The organism is Nonomuraea sp. NPDC026600 (genome assembly GCF_040638335.1).
Lineage (GTDB): Bacteria > Actinomycetota > Actinomycetes > Streptosporangiales > Streptosporangiaceae > Nonomuraea.
In genome coordinates this window covers 142552-169042 of sequence record NZ_JBEZYD010000010.1, presented here as the reverse complement: position 1 = coordinate 169042, position 26491 = coordinate 142552, and the positions used below count along the sequence as shown (strand labels likewise).

Annotated in this window: 28 protein-coding genes and 1 pseudogene; 16 read left to right on the top strand and 13 right to left on the bottom strand. The window is 69.2% G+C overall.

Annotation, left to right across the window (positions count from 1 at the left end; genetic code table 11):
• The first annotated feature begins 236 nt into the window (after window positions 1–236).
• A complete protein-coding gene (locus AB0F17_RS24370; protein ID WP_358026602.1) occupies window positions 237–524 on the top strand; it encodes a hypothetical protein in 288 nt (95 codons plus the stop codon).
• Here the strand turns inward: AB0F17_RS24370 and AB0F17_RS24365 are convergent.
• From AB0F17_RS24365 to AB0F17_RS24340, 6 genes are read right to left on the bottom strand one after another with little or no spacing between them, the layout of a single operon-like run.
• Window positions 519–1574, bottom strand: coding sequence for a hypothetical protein (locus tag AB0F17_RS24365; protein ID WP_358026599.1), 1056 nt, complete (start codon window positions 1572–1574; stop codon window positions 519–521). The genes AB0F17_RS24370 and AB0F17_RS24365 overlap by 6 nt on opposite strands.
• Window positions 1547–2512, bottom strand: coding sequence for a branched-chain amino acid ABC transporter permease (locus tag AB0F17_RS24360; protein ID WP_358026596.1), 966 nt, complete (start codon window positions 2510–2512; stop codon window positions 1547–1549). The genes AB0F17_RS24365 and AB0F17_RS24360 overlap by 28 nt, the downstream gene beginning before the upstream one ends.
• The gene (locus tag AB0F17_RS24355; RefSeq protein ID WP_358026593.1) at window positions 2509–3369 is read right to left on the bottom strand and encodes a branched-chain amino acid ABC transporter permease; all 861 of its coding nucleotides are present in this window, start codon (window positions 3367–3369) and stop codon (window positions 2509–2511) included. The genes AB0F17_RS24360 and AB0F17_RS24355 overlap by 4 nt, the downstream gene beginning before the upstream one ends.
• On the bottom strand, window positions 3366–4025 hold the full coding sequence (locus AB0F17_RS24350) for an ABC transporter ATP-binding protein (protein ID WP_358026590.1): 660 nt from the start codon (window positions 4023–4025) through the stop codon (window positions 3366–3368). Before AB0F17_RS24350 ends, AB0F17_RS24355 begins: the two co-directional genes overlap by 4 nt.
• Window positions 4022–4777, bottom strand: a complete 756-nt coding sequence (locus tag AB0F17_RS24345) for an ABC transporter ATP-binding protein (protein WP_358026588.1) — start codon at window positions 4775–4777, stop codon at window positions 4022–4024. The genes AB0F17_RS24350 and AB0F17_RS24345 overlap by 4 nt, the downstream gene beginning before the upstream one ends.
• 2 nt (window positions 4778–4779) lie before the next feature.
• Window positions 4780–5958 (bottom strand): ABC transporter substrate-binding protein, encoded by a 1179-nt coding sequence (locus AB0F17_RS24340; protein WP_358026586.1) that lies wholly within the window; start codon window positions 5956–5958, stop codon window positions 4780–4782.
• 165 nt (window positions 5959–6123) lie between these two features.
• On the opposite strand from AB0F17_RS24340, the gene AB0F17_RS24335 reads away from it, so the two are divergent.
• A complete protein-coding gene (locus AB0F17_RS24335; protein ID WP_358026584.1) occupies window positions 6124–7224 on the top strand; it encodes a 5-methyltetrahydropteroyltriglutamate--homocysteine S-methyltransferase in 1101 nt (366 codons plus the stop codon).
• Between the two features lie 57 nt (window positions 7225–7281).
• On the opposite strand, the gene AB0F17_RS24330 is transcribed toward AB0F17_RS24335, so the two are convergent.
• Entirely contained in the window at window positions 7282–8079 is a 798-nt protein-coding gene (locus AB0F17_RS24330) for a class I SAM-dependent methyltransferase (RefSeq protein ID WP_358026581.1), read from the bottom strand.
• Between the two features lie 70 nt (window positions 8080–8149).
• Between AB0F17_RS24330 and AB0F17_RS24325 the strand changes: the two genes are divergently transcribed.
• Complete coding sequence (locus AB0F17_RS24325; protein WP_358026578.1) at window positions 8150–8719, top strand: CGNR zinc finger domain-containing protein; 570 nt, start codon at window positions 8150–8152, stop codon at window positions 8717–8719.
• 57 nt (window positions 8720–8776) lie between these two features.
• On the opposite strand, the gene AB0F17_RS24320 is transcribed toward AB0F17_RS24325, so the two are convergent.
• Window positions 8777–9703, bottom strand: a complete 927-nt coding sequence (locus tag AB0F17_RS24320; RefSeq protein WP_358026575.1) for a D-2-hydroxyacid dehydrogenase family protein — start codon at window positions 9701–9703, stop codon at window positions 8777–8779.
• 160 nt (window positions 9704–9863) lie between these two features.
• On the opposite strand from AB0F17_RS24320, the gene AB0F17_RS24315 reads away from it, so the two are divergent.
• Entirely contained in the window at window positions 9864–10349 is a 486-nt protein-coding gene (locus AB0F17_RS24315; protein WP_358026573.1) for a CHRD domain-containing protein, read from the top strand.
• Between the two features lie 416 nt (window positions 10350–10765).
• Here AB0F17_RS24315 and AB0F17_RS24310 read toward each other — a convergent pair.
• Window positions 10766–10915, bottom strand: a pseudogene (locus tag AB0F17_RS24310) (ClpX C4-type zinc finger protein); the annotation flags it as partial.
• 17 nt (window positions 10916–10932) lie between these two features.
• A complete protein-coding gene (locus tag AB0F17_RS24305) occupies window positions 10933–11292 on the bottom strand; it encodes a hypothetical protein (RefSeq protein ID WP_358026571.1) in 360 nt (119 codons plus the stop codon).
• 331 nt (window positions 11293–11623) lie between these two features.
• Here AB0F17_RS24305 and AB0F17_RS24300 point away from each other — a divergent pair, with 331 nt between their 5' ends.
• The 10 genes from AB0F17_RS24300 to AB0F17_RS24255 all read left to right on the top strand — a co-directional run bounded on the left by AB0F17_RS24300 (window position 11624) and on the right by AB0F17_RS24255 (window position 20353).
• Window positions 11624–13450 carry a glycosyltransferase family 2 protein gene (locus tag AB0F17_RS24300; protein ID WP_358026569.1) on the top strand — a complete coding sequence of 609 codons (1827 nt, stop codon included), beginning with the start codon at window positions 11624–11626 and terminating at the stop codon, window positions 13448–13450.
• Window positions 13451–13526: 76 nt separating this feature from the next.
• Window positions 13527–14546, top strand: a complete 1020-nt coding sequence (locus AB0F17_RS24295) for an energy-coupling factor ABC transporter permease (protein WP_358026566.1) — start codon at window positions 13527–13529, stop codon at window positions 14544–14546.
• 44 nt (window positions 14547–14590) lie between these two features.
• Window positions 14591–15346, top strand: a complete 756-nt coding sequence (gene cbiQ / locus AB0F17_RS24290) for a cobalt ECF transporter T component CbiQ (RefSeq protein WP_358026563.1) — start codon at window positions 14591–14593, stop codon at window positions 15344–15346.
• Entirely contained in the window at window positions 15343–16083 is a 741-nt protein-coding gene (locus AB0F17_RS24285; protein WP_358026560.1) for an ABC transporter ATP-binding protein, read from the top strand. The genes cbiQ and AB0F17_RS24285 overlap by 4 nt, the downstream gene beginning before the upstream one ends.
• A 117-nt stretch (window positions 16084–16200) precedes the next feature.
• Window positions 16201–16539 carry an STAS domain-containing protein gene (locus AB0F17_RS24280; RefSeq protein WP_214643247.1) on the top strand — a complete coding sequence of 113 codons (339 nt, stop codon included), beginning with the start codon at window positions 16201–16203 and terminating at the stop codon, window positions 16537–16539.
• 48 nt (window positions 16540–16587) lie between these two features.
• Window positions 16588–17361, top strand: a complete 774-nt coding sequence (locus AB0F17_RS24275; protein ID WP_358026557.1) for an SDR family NAD(P)-dependent oxidoreductase — start codon at window positions 16588–16590, stop codon at window positions 17359–17361.
• 6 nt (window positions 17362–17367) lie between these two features.
• The gene (locus AB0F17_RS24270) at window positions 17368–18132 is read left to right on the top strand and encodes a crotonase/enoyl-CoA hydratase family protein (RefSeq protein ID WP_358026555.1); all 765 of its coding nucleotides are present in this window, start codon (window positions 17368–17370) and stop codon (window positions 18130–18132) included.
• Window positions 18133–18233: 101 nt separating this feature from the next.
• Window positions 18234–18848 carry a rhomboid family intramembrane serine protease gene (locus tag AB0F17_RS24265; RefSeq protein ID WP_358026552.1) on the top strand — a complete coding sequence of 205 codons (615 nt, stop codon included), beginning with the start codon at window positions 18234–18236 and terminating at the stop codon, window positions 18846–18848.
• 102 nt (window positions 18849–18950) lie between these two features.
• Window positions 18951–19484: an RNA polymerase sigma factor gene (locus AB0F17_RS24260; RefSeq protein WP_358026550.1), complete on the top strand. Its 534-nt coding sequence runs from the start codon at window positions 18951–18953 to the stop codon at window positions 19482–19484.
• On the top strand, window positions 19481–20353 hold the full coding sequence (locus AB0F17_RS24255) for a hypothetical protein (RefSeq protein WP_358026548.1): 873 nt from the start codon (window positions 19481–19483) through the stop codon (window positions 20351–20353). The genes AB0F17_RS24260 and AB0F17_RS24255 overlap by 4 nt, the downstream gene beginning before the upstream one ends.
• On the opposite strand, the gene AB0F17_RS24250 is transcribed toward AB0F17_RS24255, so the two are convergent.
• Complete coding sequence (locus tag AB0F17_RS24250) at window positions 20354–20890, bottom strand: TIGR00645 family protein (RefSeq protein WP_358026545.1); 537 nt, start codon at window positions 20888–20890, stop codon at window positions 20354–20356.
• A 133-nt stretch (window positions 20891–21023) separates the two neighbouring features.
• Here AB0F17_RS24250 and AB0F17_RS24245 point away from each other — a divergent pair, with 133 nt between their 5' ends.
• Entirely contained in the window at window positions 21024–21398 is a 375-nt protein-coding gene (locus tag AB0F17_RS24245; protein ID WP_214643254.1) for a BlaI/MecI/CopY family transcriptional regulator, read from the top strand.
• On the opposite strand, the gene serC is transcribed toward AB0F17_RS24245, so the two are convergent.
• Window positions 21377–22498: a phosphoserine transaminase gene (gene serC, locus AB0F17_RS24240; RefSeq protein WP_358026542.1), complete on the bottom strand. Its 1122-nt coding sequence runs from the start codon at window positions 22496–22498 to the stop codon at window positions 21377–21379. The genes AB0F17_RS24245 and serC overlap by 22 nt on opposite strands.
• A gap of 129 nt (window positions 22499–22627) precedes the next feature.
• Here serC and AB0F17_RS24235 point away from each other — a divergent pair, with 129 nt between their 5' ends.
• On the top strand, window positions 22628–25264 hold the full coding sequence (locus AB0F17_RS24235; protein WP_358026539.1) for an ABC transporter substrate-binding protein: 2637 nt from the start codon (window positions 22628–22630) through the stop codon (window positions 25262–25264).
• A 52-nt stretch (window positions 25265–25316) separates the two neighbouring features.
• Here AB0F17_RS24235 and AB0F17_RS24230 read toward each other — a convergent pair whose 3' ends face one another.
• Window positions 25317–26423 carry a citrate synthase 2 gene (locus AB0F17_RS24230; RefSeq protein ID WP_358026536.1) on the bottom strand — a complete coding sequence of 369 codons (1107 nt, stop codon included), beginning with the start codon at window positions 26421–26423 and terminating at the stop codon, window positions 25317–25319.
• Window positions 26424–26491: the final 68 nt, after the last annotated feature.

The following is a 26491-nucleotide window of genomic DNA, read 5'->3' as shown; positions in this document are numbered from 1 at the left end:
CAGATACGGGATCCGCACTTTACGGACCCTGTGTCGCTTTGATGAGCCCATCCGGAGATGACCGGCAAACAAAAAACGCACCTGAACATCTTGCTAGGTCAGGTGCGCACAAGTCTTTATGGGTACCACAACTGCAACGTTCAGACCATAGCACACATTTTGGCGCAGCCGCAAACCCGTACGAGTGGGCTCCGCACTTGACCTTGACCCCAGGGGCCGGGTTCAGCGTCCCGCACATGGTAGACACCCTTCACGGCCGGGCCGTGCTCATCACTGGTGGCGGTACTGGGATAGGCCGGGCCATGCCGCGGCGCTTCGCCGCCGCGGGCGGCACTTGCGGCGATCGACAGGAAGGTCGCCGAGGAGCAGCTCGCCACGAACCTGCTGGGGGTGAGGGCCTCCCCGACGGGCCCATCTGTGCCGACAGCGCGCGGGTCATCGCCCGGAAGCTCACCGTTGTGGAGGAGAAGATCGCCGCGCTGGAAATCCTGCGCGGGTGGCTGATCGAAGCGCTGAATTCATGATCCGTTGATGCTGAACGGCGAGAACCACTGACTGATGACCCGCACCTTCCCGGACGACGGAGGAATGACCGCGACGTAAATGGCTCCGCTCTTCATGGTGACCTTGGACTTGTAAAACGCGCCGCGGCTCAGCGCCGCCCATCCGCGCTGCGTCAGCCTCAGCTCCGCCGCGCCGGGACGGGCGGTGTAGGTGTCCTGCTGGCGCACGCCGTACCAGACCACGGCGCCGCCGTCCGACGTCTCGAGCGCGAAGATCTCCGGTACGAGCTGCGGCTGGTATTTCAGCGTCCACTGACCACGAGCCTTCTGCCGGTCGCTCCGCAGGGCGGCGACGAGCTCGGTGGTGTAGTCACCGGAGGCGAACATCCGCTGGGCGGCCGCGTCCTCGCCCAGCGTGCTCATCAGGCGCGTGTGGGCCTCGGCCGCCTGCCGGGGAGAGACGGCCAGGCCGCCGCGCTGGTCCACGTTCAGGGCGGTGGCGAGACCGTTGGGGTCCGTCGCGATGTCGGGTGGCCGTGCCACGGAGCCGGAGACCACACGCCACCCCTCGGCGGTCTTCTGGAAGATCAATTGTGTCCAGTTCGACCCGGTCTTGTACTCGGCCATGAACCAGGCACCACTCGGCGGAATCGCGAACCGCGTCTTGGTGATGGTGGGTCGCTTCTCTGGGCGTTCGCCGAGCAGTGCGTTCACCCGGTTGTCGGCGTTGGTCAGTTGCAACGAGAGTCCGGCTTCCGCGGACTTCCAGTTCGCCTGCTTCGCCAGGCTCTCGTACTGGTCGAGAATGCGCTTGGCCTCGGGCTGGGGGATCGGGGCGAAGGCCGCGGCAGAGGGCAGTGTGCCACCCGCGAAAGCCGGTTGCGCGGGTTCGCCGCCATTACACGCGGTGACGCCGGAAAGTGCGAAGAAAATGGCTAGGTACCGGATTCTCATGGCCGTCTCCGGAAAGTCGATTGCCACGATGTACGCAGTGCGCCCCATTAGAGGTTCACTGGTATTCCAGATCAGCACACCGCCGTTTTTCAGCCCCTGCCGGAAAACAATCTCCATCGTGCGCGGGTGAACGTGGGCAGCAGCCCCCGGGGCAGGAAGAGGACGACGAGGATGAGGACGAGCGCGTAGACCGCGTACGACAGCACGCTCGGCGCGTACGTGGGCATCCCCGGCAGGCTCGCGACCCGGTCGAGCCCCTGCACCAGCAGCGTGATCGCGGTGGCCCCGACGACGGCTCCCCAGACCGTGCCCAGCCCGCCGACGACGGCCATGACGATGTACTGGATCGAGATGAGCACCGGGAACGACCCCGGCGCGACGTACCCGGTGTAGAAGCAGTAGATGCCGCCCGCCAGGCCGGCGAAGGCGGCCGACAGCGCGAACACGACGAGCTTGTAGCGGCCGACCGGGATGCCGGCGGAGGCGGCGGCGGTCTCGCTGGTGGCCAGGGCGCGCAGGGCCCGGCCCGGCCGGGAGGTGATCACGTTGTGCGTCACGAGCATCACCAGCGCCAGGCCCGCCCACGTCAGGTAGGCGTACGCCGACGCGCTGCCCGCCTCGAACGAGCCGATGCCGAACTGGGGGATGGCCTGCAACCCGATGTCGCCGCCGGTGACGTCCAGTTGCCCGGCCAGGGAGAGCAGGATCAGCTGCATGGCCAGGGTGGCGAAGGCCAGGTGGTGGCCGCGGAGCCGCAGCAGCGGCGTGCCGATCACGAGGGCGAACGCGGCCGCCGCGACGGGGGCGGCGACCAGCCCGACCAGGGGAGGGACGCCGTTCAGCGCGAGCAGGGCGGCGGTGTAGGCGCCGATGGCGTAGAAGGCGCCCTGACCGAGCGAGACCTGCCCGGCGTATCCCATGAGCAGGGAGACCCCGACCGTGACCATGGCAGCCAGGCCGAGCAGGATGTACACGGCCAGCGAGCTGTCGTCCAGCACAGCGGGCAGGGCGAGCGTGACGGCGGCGATCAGCAGCCCGCCGGCCAGGCGTTTCATACCGCCTCCTGGTGGATGGTCGATCGGCGGCTCGCCTGTACGACCATGACCACGAGCATGAGACCCAGGGCGACCTCCAGTTGGTGAGATCCGTACCCGTACCCCGCGGCCATGGTCTCGGCGACGCCGAGCAGCAGCGCGCCGCCGAGCGCGACGGCCGGACGGGTGAGCCCGCCGAACACGGCGGCGGCGAAGCCGTTGACGATGAGCGTGACGTCGGTGTCGAACGAGATGGGCCGCAGTGGCGTGACCAGCACTCCGGCGATGCCGCCGAGCAGCCCGCCCAGGGCGAAGGCCAGCAGGCCCATCAGCCGGGTGTCGATGCCGATCACGCGGGCGGCGAAGGGGTTGGAGGCGCACGCGGTCAGCGCCTTGCCCAGGTAGGTGCGGCCGAAGAAGAGGACGAGCAGGACGAACGTCGCCGCGGCGACGGAGATGACGAGCAGATGCTGGGTCTGGACATGAGCCCCGGCGATGGTCACGGAGCCGGCCAGGCCGGGAGCCGAGCGCGGCTGGTCGCCCCACAGGACGATCTCCACGGCGTATGCCAGGACGCCTGCGCCGAGCGTGATGATGAGCGACGACAACGGGGTGGTGTCCCGCTTGCCGGTGGCGGCCAGACCGGTCAGGAGCCCCGCGAGCGCGGCGACCAGGACGGCGGCGACCTCGCTGACCCCGTGGGGGACGCCGAGCCCCAGCAGCGAGGAGGTGCAGAGCCCGGCGACGACGGCGAAGGTGCCCTGGGCGAAGTTGACCACCCCGGTGACCCGGTAGATGGTGACCAGCCCGCTGGCGATGAGCGCGATCGCGCACCCGACTGCCAGGCCGTTGAGCAGGTAACCGATGAACGCGCTCATGTGATCGCCCCGCCCAGGTACGCGCCGGCCACGCGCGGGTCGTCGGCCAGTTCGGCGCATTCGCCCTCGGCCACCACGCGGGCTCCTTCCAGGACGTACGCCCGCTCGCACAGCTCGAAGGCCAGCCGCGCGTTCTGCTCGATGAGCAGCACCGTCAGGCCCAGCGTCCGGTTGAGCTCGACCAGGTGACCCGCCAGCTTCGCGGTGAGCAGGGGGGCCAGCCCCAGCGACAGCTCGTCGACCACGAGCACGTCGGGCCGCGACATCAGGGCCTGGCCGAAGGCCACCATCTGCTGTTCGCCGCCCGACAGCACGCCCGCGCGCCGGCGGGACAGCTCGGCGAGCTGGGGCAGCAGCCGGTAGACGGGGGAGGGGTCGCGCAGGCCGGAGCGCCAGCCGCCGAGGGCGAGGTTGTCGGCGACCGACAAATCCGGAAAAACCTGGCGGCCCTCGGGGATGAGCGCCAGCCGGCCGCCGATCCGCACGGTGCCGGACGCCGGGGTGAGCAGGCCCGCCAGGGTGTTGGCCAGTGTCGACTTGCCCGCGCCGTTCGGACCGAGCAGCGCGACCATCTCGCCGCGCGCCACCGAGAGCGTGACGTGATCGAGCGCGGTGGCCGCGCCGTACGAGACGACCAGGTCGCAGACGTCGATCATGAAGCCTGTCCGAGATAGGCGGCGAGTACGAGCGGATCCGCGCGTACCTCGGCCGGAGAGCCGTCCGCGATGACCCGCCCGAGGTCGAGGACGACGACGCGGTCGGCGAGCCGGGTCACGAACGCGACGTCGTGCTCGATGAGCAGAATGGTCAGCCCGCTCGCGCGCAGCTCCTCGACCAGGGCCGCGAGCCGTTCGCGCTCGCCGCCGCGCAGGCCGGACGCGGGCTCGTCGAGCAGCAGCAGCCTGGGCCGCGCGCACAGGGCGCGGGCCAGTTGCAGCGCCCGCTGCTGGCCGATCGGGAGCTGGTCGGCGGGCCGGTCCGCCCACTCGGCCAGCCCCACCCGGTCGAGGGCGAGATCCGCCTCACGGGCGATCTCGCGCTCGTCGGCGCGATGGCGGGGCAGCCGCAGCGCCGCCGCGGCGAACCCGGCCCGGGTACGGCTGTGCATCCCGACCATGACGTTCTCCCTGACCGTCATGCCGCGGAACACCCGGGCGCCCTGGAAGACGATGGACATGCCGAGCCGGGCCCGCCGGTGCGGCGGCAGCCGCTCGACCCGGCGCCCGAGAAAGGTGATCTCGCCCCGGTCCGCCGGCAGATGGCCGGTGATGAGGTTGAACAGCGTGGACTTGCCGGCGCCGTTGGGTCCGATGACCCCGCACACCTCGCCCTCGGCGACGCTCAGCGAGACGTCGCCGACGGCGTAGACGCCTCCGAAGGAGCGCGAGATCCCGGTGACCGTCAGCACCGCTACTCCGCGGCCACGGTCTTGGCGAGCTCCGCCTTGGCCCAGGACGTGGTGATGAACTGACCGTTCTTCACGGTGTTGACCGAGATGTACTCGGGGGAGAGCCCGGAATGGTCGGTGGGGGAGTAACGGAACCGGCCGTTCGGCGTGACCAGGTCCATGGTCTCCAGCGCCTGCTGGACCTTGGCCTTGTCGGTGCCCCCCGCCTTCTTGATCGCCTCGAACAGCAGCAGGCTCGCGCTGTAGCCGTCCTGCGCGAACTGCGGTGGCGGGTAGCCGTGTTTCTGCTGGTACGGCTTGGCCATCTGCTCGATGACCTGCTTCTGCTTGCCGTCGGGCAACTGCTCGCCCACCACGCCGATGGCACTCTGCACGGTCATCCCCTCGGCCGCGGCGCCCATCGGCTCCAGCCAGAGCTTGCTGGCCTGGGACGCGGTCAGGAACAGCGGCACCTTCAGCCCCGCGGCGGCGTACTGCTTGGCGGCGGTGACGCCGGGCGCGCCGGAGCCCCAGAAGACCAGCGCCTCGGCGGCGGAGCCGCGTACGTGGGTGAAGAGCGGGCTGAAGTCGGAGGTCGTGGTCTCGTACGACTCGTCCACGGCCAGGGTCACGCCGTACTTCGGGGCGAGCGCGACCATGGCCTTGTGGCCGGAGACGGAGTAGGCGCTCTTGGAGTCGTAGGCGACCGCGATCGTCTTGAGGCCGGTGGCCTGGATGTACTGCAGGTAGCGCTCGGCGTACATGCTGGACAGCGCGGGCGTGACGAAGACGTACGACTTGATCGGCTCGACCTGCTCCTGGGCGGGCGCCAGCGACAGGTACGGCATCTTGTCCCGCTGCGCCAGGGGCTCGATCGCCAGCGCCGAGTTGGAGAAGACCGGGCCGATCAGCGCGTCGATCTCGCCCTTGATCTGGTTGTAGGCCACGATGCCCTGGTCCGGTGCGGTCTTGTCGTCGCGGGCGACGAGCTCCACCTTGCGGCCCAGCAGGCCGCCCCCGTTGTTGATCTGTTCGACGGCCAGCTCGACGGCCTTCTTGTCCTCGCTGCCGAGCGGGGTGTAGTTACCGGTCAGCGAGACGATGAGGCCCACTCTGATCGGGTCTTGGGCGCCCGATCCGCCACTGCCGCAGGCGGCCGTGGCGAGAACGAGACAGGCCAGGGACGGGAGAAACCTGCGCATCAGGACCTCCGGGACCGCGAATGTGGCCCTGAATGTAGGCAGGCTTTTTACGACTGTCAATAGAGTGCCCAACATTGTGATCGGGAGGACGTTGGGCAGAACGGTGACAGCCGTTGCACGGTGGCCTAACTTGGGGCGTACGACGCTCAAGAGAAGGTGATCCGCATGCGCACCTCACCCCCTTTCCGGGCAGACCACGTCGGCAGCCTGCTCCGGCCGCCCGCCCTGCTCCGCGCCCGTGAGAGTCTCACCGGCGAGGCGCTGCGCGAGGTGGAGGACGAGGCGATCCGCGAGGTCGTACGCAGGCAGGAGGAGCTCGGGCTGCAGGCGGCGACCGACGGGGAGTTCCGCCGGGCCTCCTGGCACATGGACTTCATCTACCAGCTCGGCGGCATCGGCCAGGCGACCGGCGAGCACATCACGGTCCGCTTCCACAACGAGCAGGGCGACCTCGAGTTCACCCCGGCGGCGATGCGGGTGCACGACAGGATCAGGCTGGATGAGCCGATCTTCGCCGACCACTTCAGGTTCCTGCGCGACACCGTGACCACGGCGGTGCCCAAGCTGACCATCCCCTCGCCCAGCATGGTCCACTACCGGGGCGGGCCCGCCTCCATCGACCCGGACGTCTACCCCGACGTCGAGGAGTTCTGGAGCGACCTCAGTGCCGCCTACGCCGAGCAGGTCCGCAGGATCGGCGAGCTGGGCTGCGCCTACCTGCAGTTCGACGACACCAGCCTGGCCTACCTCAACGACCCGGCGCAGCGGGCGGAACTCGCCGAGCGCGGCGACGACGCCGAGCACATGCACCTGCGTTACATCAAGCAGATCAACATCGCGCTCGCGGCCAAGCCCGAGGGCATGGCGATCACCACGCACATGTGCCGCGGCAACTTCCGCTCCTCCTGGGCCGCCTCCGGCGCCTACGACTTCGTGGCCGAGGCGCTGTTCGGCGAGCTGGCCGTGGACGGGTTCTTCCTGGAGTTCGACGACGAGCGCTCCGGCGGCTTCGAACCCCTGCGCTTCGTGCCGCCGGGCAAGATGGTGGTGCTCGGCCTGGTCACCACCAAGCGCGGCGAGCTGGAGTCCAAGGACGCGCTCAAGCGGCGCATCGACGAGGCCGCCAAGTTCATCGACCTGGACCAGCTCTGCCTGTCCCCGCAGTGCGGCTTCTCCTCCACGGTCGAGGGCAACGTGCTCACCGCCGACGAGCAGTTCGCCAAGCTGGCCCTGATAGTCGAGACCGCGCGGGAGGTGTGGGGCTAGGAAGCCCCGGCCAGGTCGCGGCGGGCGTCAAGCGCGGACCACGCAGAGCGGCGGGCGTCAGGTGCGGACGGCGGACCGCGCGGAGCGGCGGGCGCGGACCGCGCAGAGGAGGCGGTTGTTGCCGCGCTGCCAGAGCGTGCCGACCTCGGCGAAGCCCGCCTGGCGCAGGGCCTCGACGTGCTGGGACAGCAGGCCGGACTCGGTGCCGCTGTGCGTCGCGCCCGCGGTGGTGCGAGCGGTACGGGCGTCGTTGAGCTCGGTGAAGGCGGGCTCGGTGGCGATCGCGTCCCACCACTGCCGCCAGTCCTCCGGGCGGTCGCCCGCGAACACCCGGTCGGTGTGGCGGTCGTGGATGGCGCGTTCGAGGCGGGCGATGGCCGGGGTGGCGTCGTCGTCGGAGTCGAAGTGGTCGCCGTTGAGCAGCAGCCCGCCCGGACGCAGCACGGTGACCAGATCGGCGTACAACTTCCGGAGGTCCGGTACGGCCAGCCAGTGCAGCGCGGTGGTGCTCACCGCGACGTCGGCCGGGCGGTCCAGGCGCAGGGACTCCGTCCAGCCCGGTGTCCGCAGGTCCACATCGACGAAGCCGAGCTGCGGGTACGCGGCCCGGCCGAGGCCGAGCAGCAGCGGGTCGGCGTCGACCGGGATCACCCTGGCCTTGGGCAGCCGCTCCAGGAGGCGGGCGGACAGCGAGCCCGGCCCGCAGCCGAGGTCGATGACCAGCGGGTCGGGGCGGCCCAGCGCCTCGACGGCGTCGATCAGCGCGGTGAAGCGCTCCTCACGGTCGGGCAGGTAGCCCTCCTGCTGCCGGTCCCAGCGCGTGATCCAGTCGAGGGCGATCTCGTGAGTGAGCACGTCGTCTCCTTGTGACCATCGTTTAAGCTTTAGACGGTCACACACTAAAACACAGGATGTAACTGGTCAAGTGAATTTCAACAGTCACACGGACGCGGTCATCAGGGTCGCCGTGTCGGTGGTCAACGCGCTTACCCCGGGCGAGAGCCGGGGGCGGCCCTGGCCGGTGCCGCGCGATCTCGCCGCCACCGCCACCGACGTGCTCCGCGCCGTCTACCCCACCCATCCCGAGGTGACCGAGGCGGAGGCGGGCGAGTACGCCGAGATCGCGGCGCGCCTGCGCGCGGTCTTCCAGGCCGTCGCGGATGACGACATCGACACGGCGGCGACGCAGGTCAACAGCCTGCTCGACGAGTCGCGCGCCCGGCCGATGCTCCAGCGGCACGACGGCGAGCCATGGCACCTCCACTTCCACGGCACGGGCGGCACCCTGGCCGGTGACTGGGCGGCGAGCTGCGCCACCGGGCTCGCGATCGTGCTCGGCGGCGAGTTCTCCGACCGGCTCGGCGTGTGCACGGCGCCGCACTGCGACCGGGTCTACGTGGACGTGTCACGCAACGGCGCGCGCCGCTTCTGCTCCACCGCCTGCCAGAACCGGGTCAAGACCGCGGCCTTCCGGGCACGCGGAAAGGTCACGTGAGCGGGAAGGTGTGAGCGGGAAGGTCACGTGAGCGGGAAGGTCATGTGAGCGGGGAGGTCACGTGAGCAGCCGGACCGGGGCGCCCGCGAGGAACGCCTCGATGTCGGCCACGGCCTCGCGGAAGTAGGTGCGGTAGTTGCCCTGCGTGACGTAACCGAGGTGCGGCGTGGCCAGGACGTTCGGCAGCGTGCGCAGCGGGTGGTCGTCCGGAAGCGGCTCCTGGTCGAAGACGTCCAGCCCGGCGCCGGCGATGCGGCCCTCGGACAGCGCCTCGATCAGGGCGGCCTGGTCCACGATGGCCGCCCGCGAGGTGTTGACCAGATAAGCCGTGCGACGCATCAGCGCCAGCTCCGGAGCGCCGAGCAGCCCGCGGGTCCGGTCGCCCAGGGCGAGGTGGATCGACACGACGTCCGACTCGGCCAGGAGCGCCTCCTTCGTGGCCGCGTACCGTACACCCAGCTCGCCCGCCCGATCGGCGGTCAGATTGCGGCTCCAGGCGACGACGTCCATGCCGAAGGCGCGGCCGATGGCGGCCATCTGGGAGCCGATCTTGCCGAGGCCGAGCAGGCCGAGGGTGCTGCCGCGCAGGTCCAGGCCGATCGTGTGCTGCCAGGGGCCGCCGGCCCGCAGGGCGGTGGCCTCGGGGACCAGGTGGCGGGCCAGGCCGAGGATCAGGGCCCAGGCCAGCTCGGTAGGGGGCGCCGAACTGCCGGCCGTGCCGCAGACCGTGACGCCGTGGGCGCGGGCGGCGGCGAGGTCGATGGAGGCGTTGCGCATGCCCGACGTGATGAGCAGGCGGAGGTTCGGGAGGCGGGCGAAGAGCTCGGCGGGGAACGGGGTGCGTTCCCGCATGATCACCACGATCTCGTGCTCGTGGATGGCCCGGACGAGGTCGTCCTGGGTGGCGAAGTGCTCGCGGAAGCTCGTCGCCCGGACCGTCGCCCAGTCGGCCAGGCCCAGTGCGATATCCTGGTAATCATCCAATACAGCACAGCGCAGCATAAATGCGGATATTACCGGCGCTGTCCCCGGCAGGCACAGGTCGCTTGCCGTGTCGTCACGTCGCCCTTACTTCGCCGCCTTGGCATACCGCCACATACGTGCGGAAGGGTGTCCTGAAGTCTCATGGGGAGGAAATCATCCCATGCGCAGACCCTTGGCAGCCGCCACCCTCACAACAGCGGCCCTCATCACCGCCCTCGTCGCCATTCCTGGCCCGGCGAACGCGAGCCCGGCCGGCACCGCCGACCGTACGCACCGCGTCTTCATGAACGGCCGGCAGGAGGTGCCCGGCCCCGGTGACCACAACGGGATCGGGGTCTTCACCTACCAGGTGAAGGGCTGGGAGCTCTGCTACACCATCACCGACCGCCACATCAAGCCGGCCACGGCCGCCCACATCCACAAGGGCAAGAAGGGCGTGGCAGGCCCGATCGTCGTCACGCTGAAGACCCCGACGAAGGGCTTCGCGAAAGGCTGCATCAAGGCGGTCAAGGAGGAGAGCAAGAAGAACGCCGCGCTCGTCCTGACCCGGAGTGAGCTGCACGGCATCGTCAGCTCGCCGCAGCAGTACTACGCCAACGTGCACAACGAGAAGTTCCCCATGGGCGCCATCCGCGGCCAGTTGTGACCCCCTGCTCCAGCTCCCCGGTGCGATGCGGGGAGCTGGAGCCCGTTCAGCCGGTGGACAGGCTTTCCGCTTCCTCGTGCAGGGCCACGATGAGGATCAGCTCCAGGTGGAGCTCCGCCAGATCGGGCGCCGCGAGGCTGTCGAGGACATGCATGATGGGCCTCCCTCTAGCAAGGACGTCCCATCAGTCACAGCGGTTTACCAGATCATTCCCGGAAGCGTTCCCAGGCGGACTGCCGCGTCATGCTGAGCGAGGCGCCGATGCGCTCCCAGCTGACGTTTCTGGTGCGCAGGTGCCGCACCCAGTCGTGGAGATTGTCGTCGATCTGCGTCTGCACGGTGGCGATCTTGGGGAGGTGGTCGAGGATCTGGTCCTCGCTCATGGTCTCCCACATGGGCAGGCGCGGCTCGGTGGAGGCGGCGAGCTGCTCCTGCTTCAGGATCTCGGCGCACAGTCCCACGCACTCGTCGCAGATGTGCACGCCGGGTCCGGCGATGAGCTTGGTCACGTCGGCGCCGCTCTTGTGGCAGAACGAGCAGCGCACCTTTTCCTTCCAGTCAGGCATGGCCTGACGGTAGCGCGTCAGGTGACGCCTGACAAGCCGGTGAGCCGATCTCTCTCCATCTGCGCCTGCATGATCTCCTGCCGCTCCTCGTTGATCCGGCGGCAGATCGTCACGTACGCGTTCAGCACCTTGCAGTACGCCTGACGCGCCTCGTCGAGCTGGGCCGCGCGGATGACGATCCGCTCGGGGTCGTCCTGGATCTCGGCCTCGGTGAGCAGCGCCCGCGCCTCGTCCACGATCTCTTCCGCCCTGATCCGCGTACGGCGAAGCAGGGCGGAGCATTCGTAGAGCTCTCCCAGCCGCGCCGAGGAGACGATGAACTCCGCAGCGTGTACGGCCGAGCCGCTCACCCTGGGTCCGCGAAGATCGGATCCCACTCTCGCCACCTCCCCGCTCAAGGTTGCCTCACTGTAGACGCGCCACCCCTTCCGGTGGATCACCTGGCCTGACGTGGGGGTACCGCATCCTTCCCCCGGGGGAGTTCTCTCCTCCCGGGTGGGAAAACAGCGTCCCTGAACCCGATTCGGTCGTGCCGGATTGTGCTAATAGGCAGTCCCACCTGCACTTATGCGAAGAGTGCGATGAATCTTCGGTCTGCGGAAGAGCTGCGGATGAAGAGATGAGATCGGCCACGCGACGCCCGCCCGCCATCACATACTGAAACGACGTGACAGCGGATTGTGACGGCTGAGGGGCGCGCTTGTGGCTATGGCGACATCGAACGGCGACGAGGACGCGGTGGACGTCAGCGTCATCATCCCGGCCCACAACTGCCGGTCATACCTCGACCGATGCCTCACCGCGGCGCTGGTCCAGCGGATCAGGAAAGAGATCATCGTCGTCGACGACGGATCGACCGACGGCAGCGACGAGCTGCTCGACCTCTACGCCACCTACCACAAGGGCAGCGTCAAGGTCGTCAGCATCGCCGGGTCCGGCGGCGCCGGACGGCCGCGCAACGTCGGCATCGAGCACGCCACCGGCCGCTACGTCTTCTTCTGCGACGCCGACGACTACCTGGGCCCCGAGGCGCTCGAACGCATGGTCGCCATGGCCGACCGCAACGGCTCCGACATCGTGCTCGGCAAGGTCGTCGGGCACGGCAGGCGCGCTCCGATGTCGATGTTCCACCGCGGCGCCGAGCGGGCCGAGCTCGGTGACAGCGCCGTCTACAACAGCCTGAGCTGCTTCAAGCTGTTCCGCAGGGAGATGCTGATCAGCCACGGCATCAAGTTCGGCGAGGGGATGCTCGTCGGCGAGGACATCCACTTCACCGTGCACGCCTACTGCCACGCCAAGGTGATCTCCGTGGTGGCCGACTACGACTGCTACCACCTGGTCGCCAGGGCCGACGGCAGCAGCATCATGCAGCAGCCGGGCAGTCGCGACCCGCGCGGCTGGCTCACCATGATCCGCGGGCCGATCCAGCTCATGACCGAGCACGTCCCGCCGGGGCCGCTCCGCGACCACCTGCTCCGCCGGCACTTCAGGCTCGACGTGTTCGAGCAGCTCGGCGCGCCGTTCCTGGAGGCGGACGAGGTGCAGCGCAAGGAGATCGCGCAGGAGGTGGCCGCGCTCTGCGACAGGTGGATGACGCCCGGCGTCCACGCGCGGCTCAGCCGGACCGACAAGCAGCGGCTCACCGCGCTCGGCGACATCAACCGCCTGGTACGGCTGGCCGAGATCGAGGGCGCCGCCGTACGCCGCCGGCTGACAGGCCTGCGCTGGGAGGCGAACCGGCTGGTCGTGACGGGGATCGCCGGGCTCGACGGCATGCCGGAGCACGACGGGGTCGCGGTCGTGCTGCGCGCCCGCAACGTGCGCGGGCAGGAGCTGATCGTGCCCGCCGAGCGCGACGGCGCCGCGTTCACCGCCCGCATCGACGTGGCCGCGCTCGACTCGGGCATCTGGGACCTGCGGGTGGCCGTCGAGATGGAGGGCGTGGTCAGGTACGGCCGGCTCGGCGCCGACCGCGACGGCTGCGTCACCCGGCCGGCGCCCCGGCTCATCGGCGCCGTGGCGGTCCTGCCGTACTTCACCAGGGACAACGGCAACCTCAGCATCGACGTCGGCGGCCACCTGATGACGGTGCCGGGCCGGGCCAGGATCCACCGGACACGGTGGACGCTCGGGCGGCGGCTGGTCATCGACGGCGAGGTCACGGTCGTCGGGGTGGTCCCGGCGGCGTCGGCGATCAGCCGGCTCGTCTGGCGCGAGCGGCAAACGGGCAACGAACGGGCCGAGCGGGTGGTCGCGCTGCCCGGCGGCGGGTTCGCGGCCCGGCCCGCGATGGGCAGGTTCGCGCCGGGCATCTGGGACGCCTATCTGGAGGTCGAGCTGGGCGGTCCGCCGGCCAGGTTCCGGATCGAGACCGACGCCCAGACCGTCGCCGCTCCGCGCCGGCTGTGGGGCCGGTTGCGGGGCGGGGCCGTGGTCAGGAGCGTGCGCCCGTACGCGACCTCGGGCAAGGGGCGGCTGAGCACGGTGGTGCGCAAGATGACGACCCGTACGGCCTTCCGTAAAATCCTCGGCTAATTGCCACCTATGTGCAGGTGCAAGTTGATGTCTTAAACTAGGCACGTTGCTGCACCGCTTGATGAAGGGCTTTGTCGTGCACGTACCTGATGGCTTCTTCAACGCGGCCGTATCCGTGTCCGCCGGGGCGGTCGCCGCCGCCGGGCTGGCGGTCTGCCTGCGCGGGGCCCGGCGCGAGCTCGACGACCGGACCGCGCCCATGGCCGGGCTGGTGGCCGCGTTCATCTTCGCCGTCCAGATGCTCAACTTCCCCGTCGCCGCGGGCACCAGCGGCCATCTGCTGGGCGGGGCGCTGGCCGCCATCCTCGTGGGGCCTTATACGGGCGTGCTCTGTATGGCCGTGGTCCTGCTGGTGCAGTGCGTGTTCTTCGCCGACGGCGGCCTCACGGCGCTGGGGATCAACATCACGATCATGGGCATCGTCACCGTGGTGGTCGGCTGGGGGGTCTTCCGGCTGGTCGCGAGGCTCACCAAGAGCAGGGGCGGGGTGACGGCGGCCGCGTTCCTCGCGGCGTTGATCTCCGTGCCGTCCGCCGCGCTGGTGTTCTCGGCGCTGTTCTGGGTCGGCGGCACCGCGCCGATCGAGGTCTCCGCGGTGGCGGCCGCCATGGGCGGCGTGCACGTGCTGATCGGCATCGGTGAGGGCGTCATCACGGCGCTGACCGTCGGCGCGGTGCTGGCCGTCCGGCCCGACCTCGTGTACGGCGCGCGCGGGCTGACCAGATCCCTCGTCCTGAGGGATGCCGACGGAGTGACCACCGGGGAGCCGATCACGGTGGCCGCCGAGGAGACGGCCCCCGCCCGCGCCTCGGTGAAGCCGTTCCTGCTCACCGGCCTCGGCCTGACGCTGCTGCTGGCCGGGATCGTGTCCTTCTTCGCCTCCTCCAGCCCCGACGGACTGGAGGCGGTCGCCGAGAACAAGGGGTTTCTCGACCAGGCCACCGGCCACGTGTTCGGCTCGTGGGCGCTGGCCGACTACGGTGAGGTGGGCGGCATCCCGGTAGGGATCGCCGGGATTATCGGCGTCGGGCTCGTGCTGCTCATCGCCGGCGGCGTGGCCTACGCGGCCCGTAGCCGAGGGAAAGTCCGGGTTTGAGCAGCATGGGCGATGACATATGAACGAGAGATGGTGAGTAGCGGGTGGGCGCTGGGCACCATCATCAGCTCTACCTGGCGGGGGACTCGGTCGTGCACCGGCTTCCGCCGCAGTGCAAGCTGCTGGCCGTCGCCGCGTTCGCCATCGTGGTGGTGGCGACGCCGCGGGAGCACTTCTGGGCGTTCGGGCTCTACGCGGTCCTGCTCGCCGGCGTCGCCGTGGCCGCCAAGGTGCCGCTGACGTACGTGCTGCGGCGGATGGTGGTCGAGCTGCCCTTCGTGCTGTTCGCCTTCCTCATCCCGGTGATCGGGATGGGGGAGCGGACGACCGTGCTGGGGGTCTCGCTGAGCGTGGCCGGGCTCTGGGCCGGCTGGAACATCCTGGCCAAGGCGACGCTGGGAGTGGTCGCCTCGATCTTGCTCGCGGCCACCACCGAACCGCGGGTCATCCTCATCGGGGCCCAGCGGCTCCGGCTGCCCAGCCTGCTGGTGCAGATCGCGATGTTCATGCTCCGCTACATGGACGTGATCATGGATGAGATGCGGCGGATGCGGGTGGCGCGGGAGTCTCGTGGCTTCGAAGCGCGGAATTTCCGGCACATCCCGGTGATCGCCCGCTCGGCGGGCGCCCTGTTCATCCGCTCGTACGAACGCGGTGAGCGGGTGCACCTCGCGATGCTCAGCCGCGGCTATTCCGGGCGGATGCCGATGATGGACGAAATTTCGGGATCTGTTGGGCAGTGGGCCACGGCCCTCGCCCTGCCGGCCGTGGCTCTAGCCGTACTAGGACTCTCGCTGTGAATTCTCTGGAAGTGAACCGGCTGGCCTACGCCTACCCCGACGGGACGCAGGCCCTGTTCGGCGTGGACTTCGCGATCCGGCGCGGCGAGCGCGTCGCGCTGCTCGGCCCGAACGGCGCCGGCAAGACCACGCTCGTCATGCACCTGAACGGCATCCTCACCGCCGGGCACGGCTCGGTGAGCGTGGCGGGCACGCCGGTGCGCAAGGACACGCTCAAGGAGATCAGGCAGCGCGTCGGCCTGGTCTTCCAGGACCCGGACGACCAGCTCTTCATGCCCACGGTCAGGGACGACGTCGCGTTCGGCCCGGCCAACTCGGGCGTGGCCGGCGAGGAGCTGGAGCGCGCGGTCAAGGGCGCGCTGGAGCGGGTCGGCATGCTGGAGGTCATCGACCGGCCGCCGCACCACCTGTCGTTCGGTCAGCGCCGGCGGGTGGCCGTGGCGACCGTGCTGGCGATGGAGCCGGAAATCCTGGTGCTCGACGAGCCGTCGTCCAACCTCGATCCGGCCGCGCGCAGGGAGCTGGCCGAGGTCCTGCGCTCGCTCGACGTGACCGTGCTCATGGTCACCCACGACCTGCCGTACGCGCTGGAGCTGTGCGAACGCTCGCTCATCCTCTCTGACGGGGTGATCGTCGCGGACGGGCCGACCCGCGAGCTCCTGGCCGACTCCGAGCTGCTCGCCCGCCACCGCCTGGAGCTCCCTTACGGCTTCGCCATCCCCGCGGCGGCCGAATAAGGCGGATCCCGGCAGGTCTTTTTCGGGTTTTGGTCCTCAACATCAAAACCATCCGAGTTTGTGCATGCCCGGTATCCGGGGATGTCGAAGTACAGTGGCTCATCGAGGAGGGGCCAAATGAAGCTGCGGCTTGCGCGACACGCCCTGGGTGATGCCGTGGTGGTGGCCGTTGAGGGGGAGCTTGACCTGTTCACGGCGCCGTTCCTCCGCGACGAGGTCCGCGACGCCATCAAACAGGATGGCGCCTGGCTGGTGCTCGATCTTCAGCAGCTGTCGTTCATGGACTCCAGCGGGCTGTCGGTGCTCATCGAGGCATGGCGGCTGGCCACGGGGGAGGGCGGCGGCGTGTCACTGGCCGCGCCACAGGCCCCCGTTGCCCGCATCCTGCGTACGACCGGGCTCGACCGGCGGATCAAGGTATATTCCGATGTCGACACGGCCGTAGGTGAGATTTAACCCACTCCGAGTAGAACTACATTCGGTAGGCGGGTTAGGGTCCGGGTTATGGACGTGAACGGATCTGCAGCAATCATCTCCGGCGGGGCCAGTGGCCTCGGCGAGGCGACGGCCCGCGAGCTCGCGGGTCACGGCGCCACAGTGGTCATCGCCGACCTCAACGAGCAGCGCGGCAAGGCCCTCGCCGACGAGCTCGGCGGTGTCTTCGCCAAAACCGACGTGACGGACGACGAGCAGGTACAGGCGGCCGTCGACGCGGCCGTGGCCACCGGCAAGCCGCTGCGCGTCGTGGTGAACAGCGCGGGCATCGGATGGGCCGAGCGCACCGTCAACCGTGACGGCGCCCCGCACAACCCGGCCTCCTTCCGCAAGGTGGTCGAGGTCAACCTGATCGGCACGTTCAACCTCATGCGTGTCGGCGCGGCGGCGATCGCCAAGACCGAGCCGGTGGACGCCGACGGGCAGCGCGGTGTGGTCGTCAACACCGCCTCCGTCGCGGCGCTGGAGGGTCAGACCGGGCAGCTCGCCTACTCGGCCTCCAAGGGCGGCATCGTGGGCATGACCCTGCCGGCGGCGCGCGACCTGGCGGCCATCGGGGTGCGGGTGAACACCGTCTGCCCGGGGATCATCGACACCCCGATCTACGGCTTCTCGGCCAACGCCGACGAGTTCAAGGCCAAGCTGGTGGCGCCCGTGGTGTTCCCCAAGCGCATGGGACGGGCCGACGAGTTCGCGCACCTGGTCAGGTCGCTCATCGAGAACGACTACATGAACGCCGAAGTCGTCCGCTTCGACGGCGGCATCCGCTTCCAGCCCAAGTGAGGTTCCGTGTCTGACGAAGTGCTCGTCGAAGAGTCCGACGGCGTCGCCGTGATCACGATCAACCGCCCCGCCGCGCGCAACGCCATCAACGGCGCGGTGGCCCGCGGCATCGCTGCCGCTCTGGACGAACTGGACGCCCGCACCGACATTTCCGCCTATGTCCTGACCGGCGCGGGCGGCTACTTCTCGGCGGGCATGGACCTCAAGGGCTTCCTGTCCGGCGACTTCCCCGTGGTCGAGGGCCGCGGCTTCGGCGGCCTGGCCGAGTCGCCGCCCAAGAAGCCGATCGTGGCGGCGGTCGAGGGCTACGCGCTCGCGGGCGGCTTCGAGCTCGCGCTGTCGTGCGACGTGATCGTGGCGTCGTCGGAGTCCAAGTTCGGCCTGCCGGAGCCCAAGCGGGGGCTCGTGGCGGGCGCGGGTGGCATCATGCGGCTGCCGCGCCGGATCCCGTACCACATCGCCATGGAGCTCGCCCTGACCGGCGACCACTACCCCGCCGCGCGCCTGTACGAGCTGGGGCTGGTCAACCGGATCACCCCGGCGGGCGAGGCGCTGGACGGGGCGCTGGAGCTGGCCCGCAAGATCGCCGCCAACGCCCCGCTGGCGCTCGCGGCCACCAAGAAGGTGATCATCGAGTCGCAGGACTGGTCGCTGGAGGAGATGTTCGCGAAGCAGGGCACGATCATCAACCCGGTGTTCGGCTCGAAGGACGCCATGGAGGGCGCGGCGGCCTTCGCCGAGAAGCGCGCCCCCCAGTGGAAGGGCGAGTAACCCTTTTCCCGGCCCCCTCCCTCTTCGGGAGGGGGATTTCTTAGCCCACGCATAAGTTCTTCTACGTACGGTAAAGAAGGAGACGGCCAGCGGGAGGGCGCATGAGCGACAATTCGAGGTCAGCGTACGAGTCCGCCAAGGGTCGTGCGGGCACCTTCCTCACCGATGCGCTGGGCGCGGCCGTCGTCATGATCGTGATGCTCGGCGTGATGTGGGCGGTCGAGGTCGTCGACTTCACGATGAACGGCAGCCTGGACCGGGAGTTCGGCATCGTCGGCTGGGTGCCCTCGGGGCTCCTGGGTATCTTCTTCGCCCCGTTCCTGCACGTGGGCTTCGAGCACCTGATGGCCAACTCGCTGCCGCTGCTGATCCTGGGGTTCCTGGCGGCGTTACGCGGGCTCGGGCGATTCTTCACGGCCAGCCTGCTGATCATCGTGATCGGCGGCATCGGCACCTGGTTCACCAGCCCCGACACGGTCACGGTGGGCGCGAGCGGCCTGGTGTTCGGATATTTCGGGTATGTGCTGGCCCGAGGGATCTTCGACCGGCGCGTGCTCGACATCGTCATCGGGATCGGGGTGGCGATCGCCTACTACTCGATCCTGTGGGGGCTGCTGCCCAACCACGAGGGCATCTCGTGGCAGGGCCACCTGTTCGGCCTGGTGGGCGGGATCATCGCGGCCTGGCTCCTGCGCCGCAAGCGCGAAGTGCTGTAGGTCGGCATTTCCCCCTGATTGGGGTGAAATGCCGAAAGGGCCTCAGACATGTAAGGGGTGTCCACAACCCCCGCATGAAGGAGGCCACCATGGGAATCGCCCGTGGATGACGACCGGAGACGCCGGTTCGAGGCCATGTATGCCCAGACATACGAGCCGATTCTCGGATATGCCATGCGCCGCTGCGAGTCCCCTGAGGACGCGGCGGACGTGGTGGCCGAGACGTTCGCCATCGCCTGGCGCCGCGCCGACGTGCTGCCGCCTGACGCGGAGGTCAGGCTCTGGCTGTACGGCATAGCCAGGAACGTCCTGGCCAACCACCGGCGCGGCCGGGTCAGGCGGCAGTCCAGGAGCGTGCGGCTCGACGCCGACCTCGCCGACCTGTACGCCTACACGCCCGAGGGCAGCGTCGAGCTGGGCGCGATCGCGCAGACGTTCAAGGAGCTGCACGAGGACGACCGGGAGCTGCTGTCCCTGGTCGCCTGGGAGGGGCTGGACCACGCCCAGCTCGCCAAGGTCCTCGACTGCTCGCGCAACGCCGTACGCATCCGGCTGCATCGCGCCCGCAAGCGCTTCGCCAAGGCGCTGGCCGGGGCGGGCATCTCCGTCAACCGTCTTTCCGTGGAGTCCGTATGAACGAGTTGAGCGAGCTCGCCAGGGTCCGGGACGAGCAACTGGCCGGTCAGGCGTCCGGCGCGGGGGCCCGTGCGCTGCTGGCGGCCATCGTCGCCGAGGAGCCGGGCACGGAAGCCGCCCGGAGCCGGGCACCGAGATCGCGCCGTGCCCGCCGCCTGGTCGTGGGGTTGGTCGCCACGGCCGCGCTCGCCACCGTGGCAGTCATGGGCCCGACCCTGCTGAAGAAGGAGGACGCCACCTCATACGCGAACACGGCCATCGACATCGAGCTGCGGGGTGACGACTACGTCGCCACGATCAAAGACCCGTTCGCCGACCACGCCCTGTACGCCGAGGCGTTCCAGGCGATGGGCCTCGACATCGGCATGGACCTGATACCCGCCTCACCGACCCAGGTGGGCAAAATCGTGCGCGTCGGATTCGCGGTCACCACCAGCGCCGACAGGCTCGGCGGCGGTCTGGAACCGGATGGGTGCACGTTCGGCAAGGAAGCCTGCTCCCTCACCGTCACGGTGAGCAAGGGATTCAAGGGCCGGGGCGTCTTCTACCTGGGTCGGCCGGCCAAGCCCGGGGAGAAGTACCAGGCTTACGCTGAGGCCGGCGGGAAGGGCGAGATGCTCGAAGGCTACGACGCCGACGGGCGGACCGTGGGCAAGATCACGGCCGAGGCGCACCGGAGGGGCCTGCGGGTGGTCTTCCAGATCATCGAGGCGAACCCGAACGGTGACGGCTTCGGCCTGAGCCGGGATCAGTCGGCCAAGGTCGGCGACCACTGGTACGTCTGGGCCGCCGAACCCGAGCAGGTCGGCACGGTGCGACTGCTGGTCACGGAGAAGCACCTCAAGAAGAACCCGGTCACCGGTGACTGACTAGGAGGTGTGCACCCGTTCGGCCGGGGAGGATGAGAGCAGGCGATCTATCAACGCCAGGCCGATGGCCGAGAGGACGAAGGCCAGGTGGATGATCGTCTGCCACATCATCTTGCTGTCCGGGATCGTCTGCGCCTTGATGAACGTCTGCAGCAGGTGGACCGACGAGATGCCCACGATGGCCGTCGCCAGCTTGACCTTGAGGACGTTCGCGTTGACGTGGGACAGCCACTCCGGCTCGTCGGGGTGCTCGTTGAGGTTGATGCGCGAGACGAACGTCTCATAGCCCCCGACGATGACCATGATGAGCAGGTTGGAGATCATCACGACGTCGATGAGGCCCAGCACCGACAGCATGACCGTGACTTCCATGTCCTTGTTGGTGCCGTGGAGGACGCCTTCGATCAGGTGCCATAACTCGACCCCGAACTGCCACACGTACACACCCTGGGCCACGATGAGCCCGAGGTAGAGCGGGACCTGGAGCCAGCGGCTGGCGAACATCAGGTAGCCCAGGCCGTTGGGCCGCCTGCTCATACTCATCCGGTATAACCCCCGTCACATGACGATATATCCGCTCAACTGGGCGGAAGGAAGATCAATTCCGTTCGCGTGTGCGAGCTTTATCGGTAAGAATGTTTCCTAACTCACCTAGCCGGAGGTTGGTCAGTTGGCGAAGCTGGGGTCCCTAGAGCGCGCGATCATGGACGTGCTGTGGGATGCCGGTAAGCCGATGCGGGTGCGCGAGCTGCTCGCCACGCTCAACGAGGAACGCGAGCTCGCCTACACCACGGTGCAGACCGTCGCCGAACGGCTGGTGAAGAAGGGGCTGCTCGTCCGCACGCCGTACCGGAACGCCTTCAAGTACGCGGCCGCCTACTCCAGGGACGAGCACGTCACGCGGCTCATGCTGGAGGCGCTGGCGGCCAGCACCGACCGGCTGCCGGTGCTGGCGAGGTTCGCGCAGAGCGTCGAGGAGGAGGACGCCCTGGCCCTGCTGGACGAGCTGTCACGCAGGACGGGTCAGAGACGCTCGACCACGTAGTCGACGCAGACCGTCAGGGCCTCGACGTCGGCCGGGTCGATGGCCGGGAACATCGCGACGCGGAGCTGGTTGCGGCCGAGCTTGCGGTAGGGCTCGGTGTCGACGATGCCGTTGGCGCGCAGCGCCTTGGCCACGGCGGCCGCGTCCACGTCGTCGGAGAAGTCGATCGTGCCGACCACCTGCGAGCGGAACTCGGGAGCCGCGAACGGCGTGGTGTAGGAGGTCTTCTCGGCCCAGGTGTAGAGGCGCTGGGCGGAGTCGGCGGTGCGGGCGGTGGTCCAGGCCAGGCCGCCGTTGCCGTTCATCCAGTCGAGCTGGTCGGCCAGCAGGAACAGCGTCGCCACCGACGGGGTGTTGTAGGTCTGGTCCTTGCTGGAGTTGTCGATCGCGACCGGCAGGCTGAAGAACTCCGGCACGTAGCGGTCGGTGGCGGCGATCTCCTCGACCCTTTCCAGGGCGCGCGGCGACATGAGCGCGATCCACAGGCCGCCGTCGGAGGCGAAGCTCTTCTGCGGGGCGAAGTAGTAGACGTCGGTCTCCTCGATGGACACGGGCAGGCCGCCCGCGCCGGAGGTGGCGTCCACGAGCACCAGCGAGTCGTCGGAGCCGCCCAGCTCGATCGGCCGCTCGATCGGCATGGCCACGCCGGTCGAGGTCTCGTTGTGGGTGAGCGCGTAGACGTCGACGCCGTCCTCGGGCACTGCGGCGGGGTAGGTGCCCACCTCCGACTTGATCACCGTGGGCTCGCCCAGCCAGGGCGCCTTCTTGGCGACGGTGGCGAACTTCGAGGAGAACTCACCGAACGACAGGTGCTGGGATCGCTCCCGGATGAGCCCGAAGGAGGCGATGTCCCAGAACGCGGTGCTGCCGCCGTTGCCCAGCACGACCTGGTAGCCCTCGGGGAGCGCGAACAGGTCGATGAGGCCGGCGCGTACACGGCCGACCAGGTTCTTGACCGGCTTCTGGCGATGTGAAGTGCCCATGAGACTCGCGCCGGAGGCGGCGAGCGCGGCCAGTTGCTCGGAGCGAACCTTCGAGGGCCCGCAGCCGAAACGGCCGTCGACGGGCTTGATGTCAGCGGGAATCACGATGTCAGCCACCTGACCAAGGGTACTTACCCCTGAAGGTTGCCTGGACCCGGGTCCGGATGGTGAGAAAGGATGAACCATTTCCACGGATCATTCGTTGGACCAGCAGCACAGAAGAGCACCGGCTGGAGGGGCGTCCGGGTGGCCGATCTGCGGAGTGTCGTCGAGGGGTTGATTCGCCGGCCCGCGTTCTGGCGGGCCGACCCGCCGCTGCCCACGGTGTTCGTGACGGGTCCCGCGGCGCTCGACGCGGCCGAGATGCTCGCCAAGCCGTTCGTGGGCAGCGTGCCCTACGCCCATGTCAAGGAGGGCGCGCACCAGTCGATCCAGGCGCTGGTGGAGGAGCTGGCGGGCGAGCAGGGCGAGCTGGGCAAGCCGGTGGGCGGGTCGCTGCTGCCGCCGCCGCGCTTCCCGCTCGCGCAGTTCGTGCTGTGGGCCAGGAAGCAGCGGTATCTGCCGCCGCCGGGCGGCGATCCCGATGATCCCGAAAGCTGGCTGCCGGCTCCGGGCACGCACACGGGCTACCGGATGTTCAAGGAACGGCTCAAGGAGTGGCAGCGCAGCAGCCGCGACACCGACCGGGGGCGAAGGACGTCAGCCGACTTCCTGGCGCGCGCCGCGACGACCTGGGTGCCGGTCGGCACATTGGCGGTCTGGTGGTTCAACGGCCCCGCCGACCTCGTCGGCCTCGCTCCGTGGGTGCTCGGCCTGGTGGTGGCCGCGCTCGGCACCACCGGCCAGGCCTTCTTCTCGATCAGGGGGACGTTGTTCACCGGCTGGCTCCGCAAGCAGCCGTACGAACGGCGGAAACGGTTCGACCGGCCCGCCCCGTACGCGCTCCGCCTGGCCAACGCCGACGACGAGGAGATCAAGCGGTTATTGGTGCACGCGCTGATGCGGGATCTGCGCGAGGCGTACAAGAAGTGGATCATTCCGTGGCCGAGCTGGGGCAGGGGGCAGTACGCCCTGCTGCTGATCGAGGTGGCCGATCCCGCCGGGATCAACGCTGAGTTCCTGCAGCTCTTGGAGGAGACCACCAAGAAGACAGGGATGCTGCCGCCGATGGTCGTGCTGGCGGCCGTGCCCTCTGTCCCGCCAGGACCGCCGACCGAGTCCGAGGAACTGGACGAGCTCGCCAAGGCCGTCGGGCGGTGGCGGGCCGCGGCCCGGTTGCGCGTTCCGGATCTGCGGATCGGCGTCCATGCCACGGCCGTGCCCGCCGCCGGGGAATACCCGCAGGTGCTGCCGCGCAGGAAGCGGGCCCTGGGCTACTGGACGGCCATAGGGCTGCTGCTGGTCCTGCCGTTCGCCTTGGTCTTCTGGGTGCAGCGGGACAGGGCGGCCCACTGCGGCGGCCTGGAGTGGGCGGAGCGGATCGGCACCGAGTGCGTCGGCGTCGTGAACGCCATCGGCGACACGCCGGACGGCCTGCTCGTGGACGACGTGAAGGAGCTGGTCAAGAAGATCGACGCGAACAACGCCTACGCCATCGGCTCGGGGCGCTACGTCAGCGTGGTCGTGTTCGGCGAGTACTCGATCACGAAGACGGAGGCGAACGACACCCGGCTCGCGGCCGCCGTGTCCGAGCTGGAAGCGGTGGAGGAGCAACAGCGGACCGCCAGCACCACGCCCCGGCTCCGCGTGCTGATCGCCAACGCCGGCGACAACTTCCTCCATGGTCGCCGGGCGGCGCAGCTCGTCACCGAGCTCGCCGCGCGGGACCCGCACGTGATGGGCGTGATCGGCCTGCCGCGCAGCGTGGAGGGCGTCAGCCAGGCGATCGAGGAGCTGCATCTGGCGAAGATCCCGATGGTGTCGAGCACGGCGACGGCGGATCGGCTCGGCTACGTCGGCGACTCCGCCGACGCCAAGCAGTCCGGCCAGCCGTCCCCCTACTACTTCCAGGTGGGGCCGACCAACTTCCGTGAGGCGACGCTGGGCGCGCGGTTCGCCCGGAAGATGCTCCTCCCGCACGTCGCCAAGCCGGTCGCGGTCATCGTCCGGGACGCCTCGACCACCGACCAGTACACGACGAACCTGGCCGACGATTTCGTGACGGCGCTGAAGGCCCAGGGCATCACCGTCAAGGAGCTGAAGGACTACAGCGTCGAGTCAGGCGGCATCCAGGAGGCCGCTGTGGGGGCCTGCGGCCTCAAGCCGGACGTCTTCCTCTATGCCGGGCGGGCTTCGGAGTTCCTCGGCTTCCTCAGCTCGGTTGAGGGCAGCGGCTGCAAGGAGGCGAAGGTGATCGCGGGCGACGATGTCGTCAAGGCGATGAGCGACCACGGCGGCGAGATCGGCCAGCTGAAGCAGATGGAGGTCTATTACCTGGCGCTGGCGCCCCGGGCGGTGTGGAAGGAGAGCTCCACCAAGCAGACCGCGTTCATCAGCAGCCTGCTCGCGGGCGCGCACGCGAAGTCCTCCGACGACAACCTCATCCTCACCTTCGACGCGGCCAACCTGCTCTACCAGGCGGCCAGCACCGCCTACCGGGCCGGAGCACAGGAGGGAGGCGACCTGCCCAGCCGGGGCGACATCCTCTACCGGCTCACCCGGAGGGTCTGGAACGGATCCAGCGGGAAGATCGACTTCGGTGCCGCCGATCTGCACACCCCCGTCGGCAAGGCCGTCTCGATCATGAAGGTGGACGTGGAGCGGGCGGGCCGCCCGAAGCCGGTCGTCCGCTGCGGCTCGCTGGACGCCACCGAGGCGCCCCCGAAGAACACCGTGTGCGACGGCCTGCCCGACACCGCGGACTCGCCGCCCGCTACCAAATGAAGTACGGCTGCCGCATCGGGATGCGGCAGCCGTACAGATCGGGATCGAGGCGTCAGATGGTGCCGACGACCTCGGAGGCGCCGGGCACGTCGCTGAGCGGACGCGACGCCGGGCCGATGTACTTGGCACTCGGGCGGACCAGCCGGCCCGTGCGCTTCTGCTCCAGGATGTGCGCGGCCCAGCCGGCCGTACGGGCGCAGGTGAACATCGAGGTGAACATGTGCGCCGGCACCTCGGCGAAGTCCAGCACCACGGCCGCCCAGTACTCGACGTTCGTGGCGAGCACCCGGTCGGGCTTACGCGCGTGCAGCTCCTCCAGTGCGGCCTGCTCCAGAGCGGCGGCGACCTCGTAACGAGGCGCGTTGAGCTCCTTCGCGGTACGGCGCAGCACCCGCGCGCGCGGGTCCTCGGCACGGTAGACCCGATGGCCGAAGCCCATCAGCCGGCTGCCCTTGTCGAGCTCGCTCTGCACGTACTTCTTGGCGTCGCCCAGGTGCTCGACGCCTTCGATCATGTGCAGCACCCGGGCCGGAGCACCGCCGTGCAGCGGGCCGGACATGGCGCCGACCGCACCGGAGAGCGCGGCGGCCACGTCGGCGCCGGTGGAGGCGATGACCCTGGCGGTGAACGTGGAGGCGTTCATGCCGTGCTCGGCGGCCGAGGTCCAGTAAGCGTCGATGGCCTTGACGTGGTTGGGGTCGGGCTCGCCACGCCAGCGGACCATGAACCGTTCGACGATGGTCTTGGCCTCGTCGACGCGGCTCTGCGGCACCATCGGCAGGCCGAGGCCGCGCGCCGACTGCGCCACGAAGGAGAGCGCCATCACGGAGGCACGCGCGAGCTGGTCGCGGGCCTCCTCGTCGCTGATGTCGAGGAGCGCCTTGAAGCCGTAGGCCGGGGCCAGCATGGCCAGGGCGCTCTGTACGTCTACGCGGATGTCACCGGAGTGGACAGGAATGGGGTACGGCTCCGCCGGGGGCAGGCCCGGCTGGAACTTGTTGTCGACCAGCAGGCCCCAGACGTGCCCGAAGGGGACACGGCCGACCAGCTCCTCGATGTCGACGCCCCGATAGCGAAGGGCGCCCCCTTCTTTGTCCGGTTCCGCGATCTCGGTCTCGAAAGCTACAACGCCCTCGAGGCCGGGTTTGAAGTCGGACATTCTCGGCCGCCTCCCTTTCTTGCCATGTTCCGGCAATGCCTTGATGTCGAGATACCGGCGGGTCAATT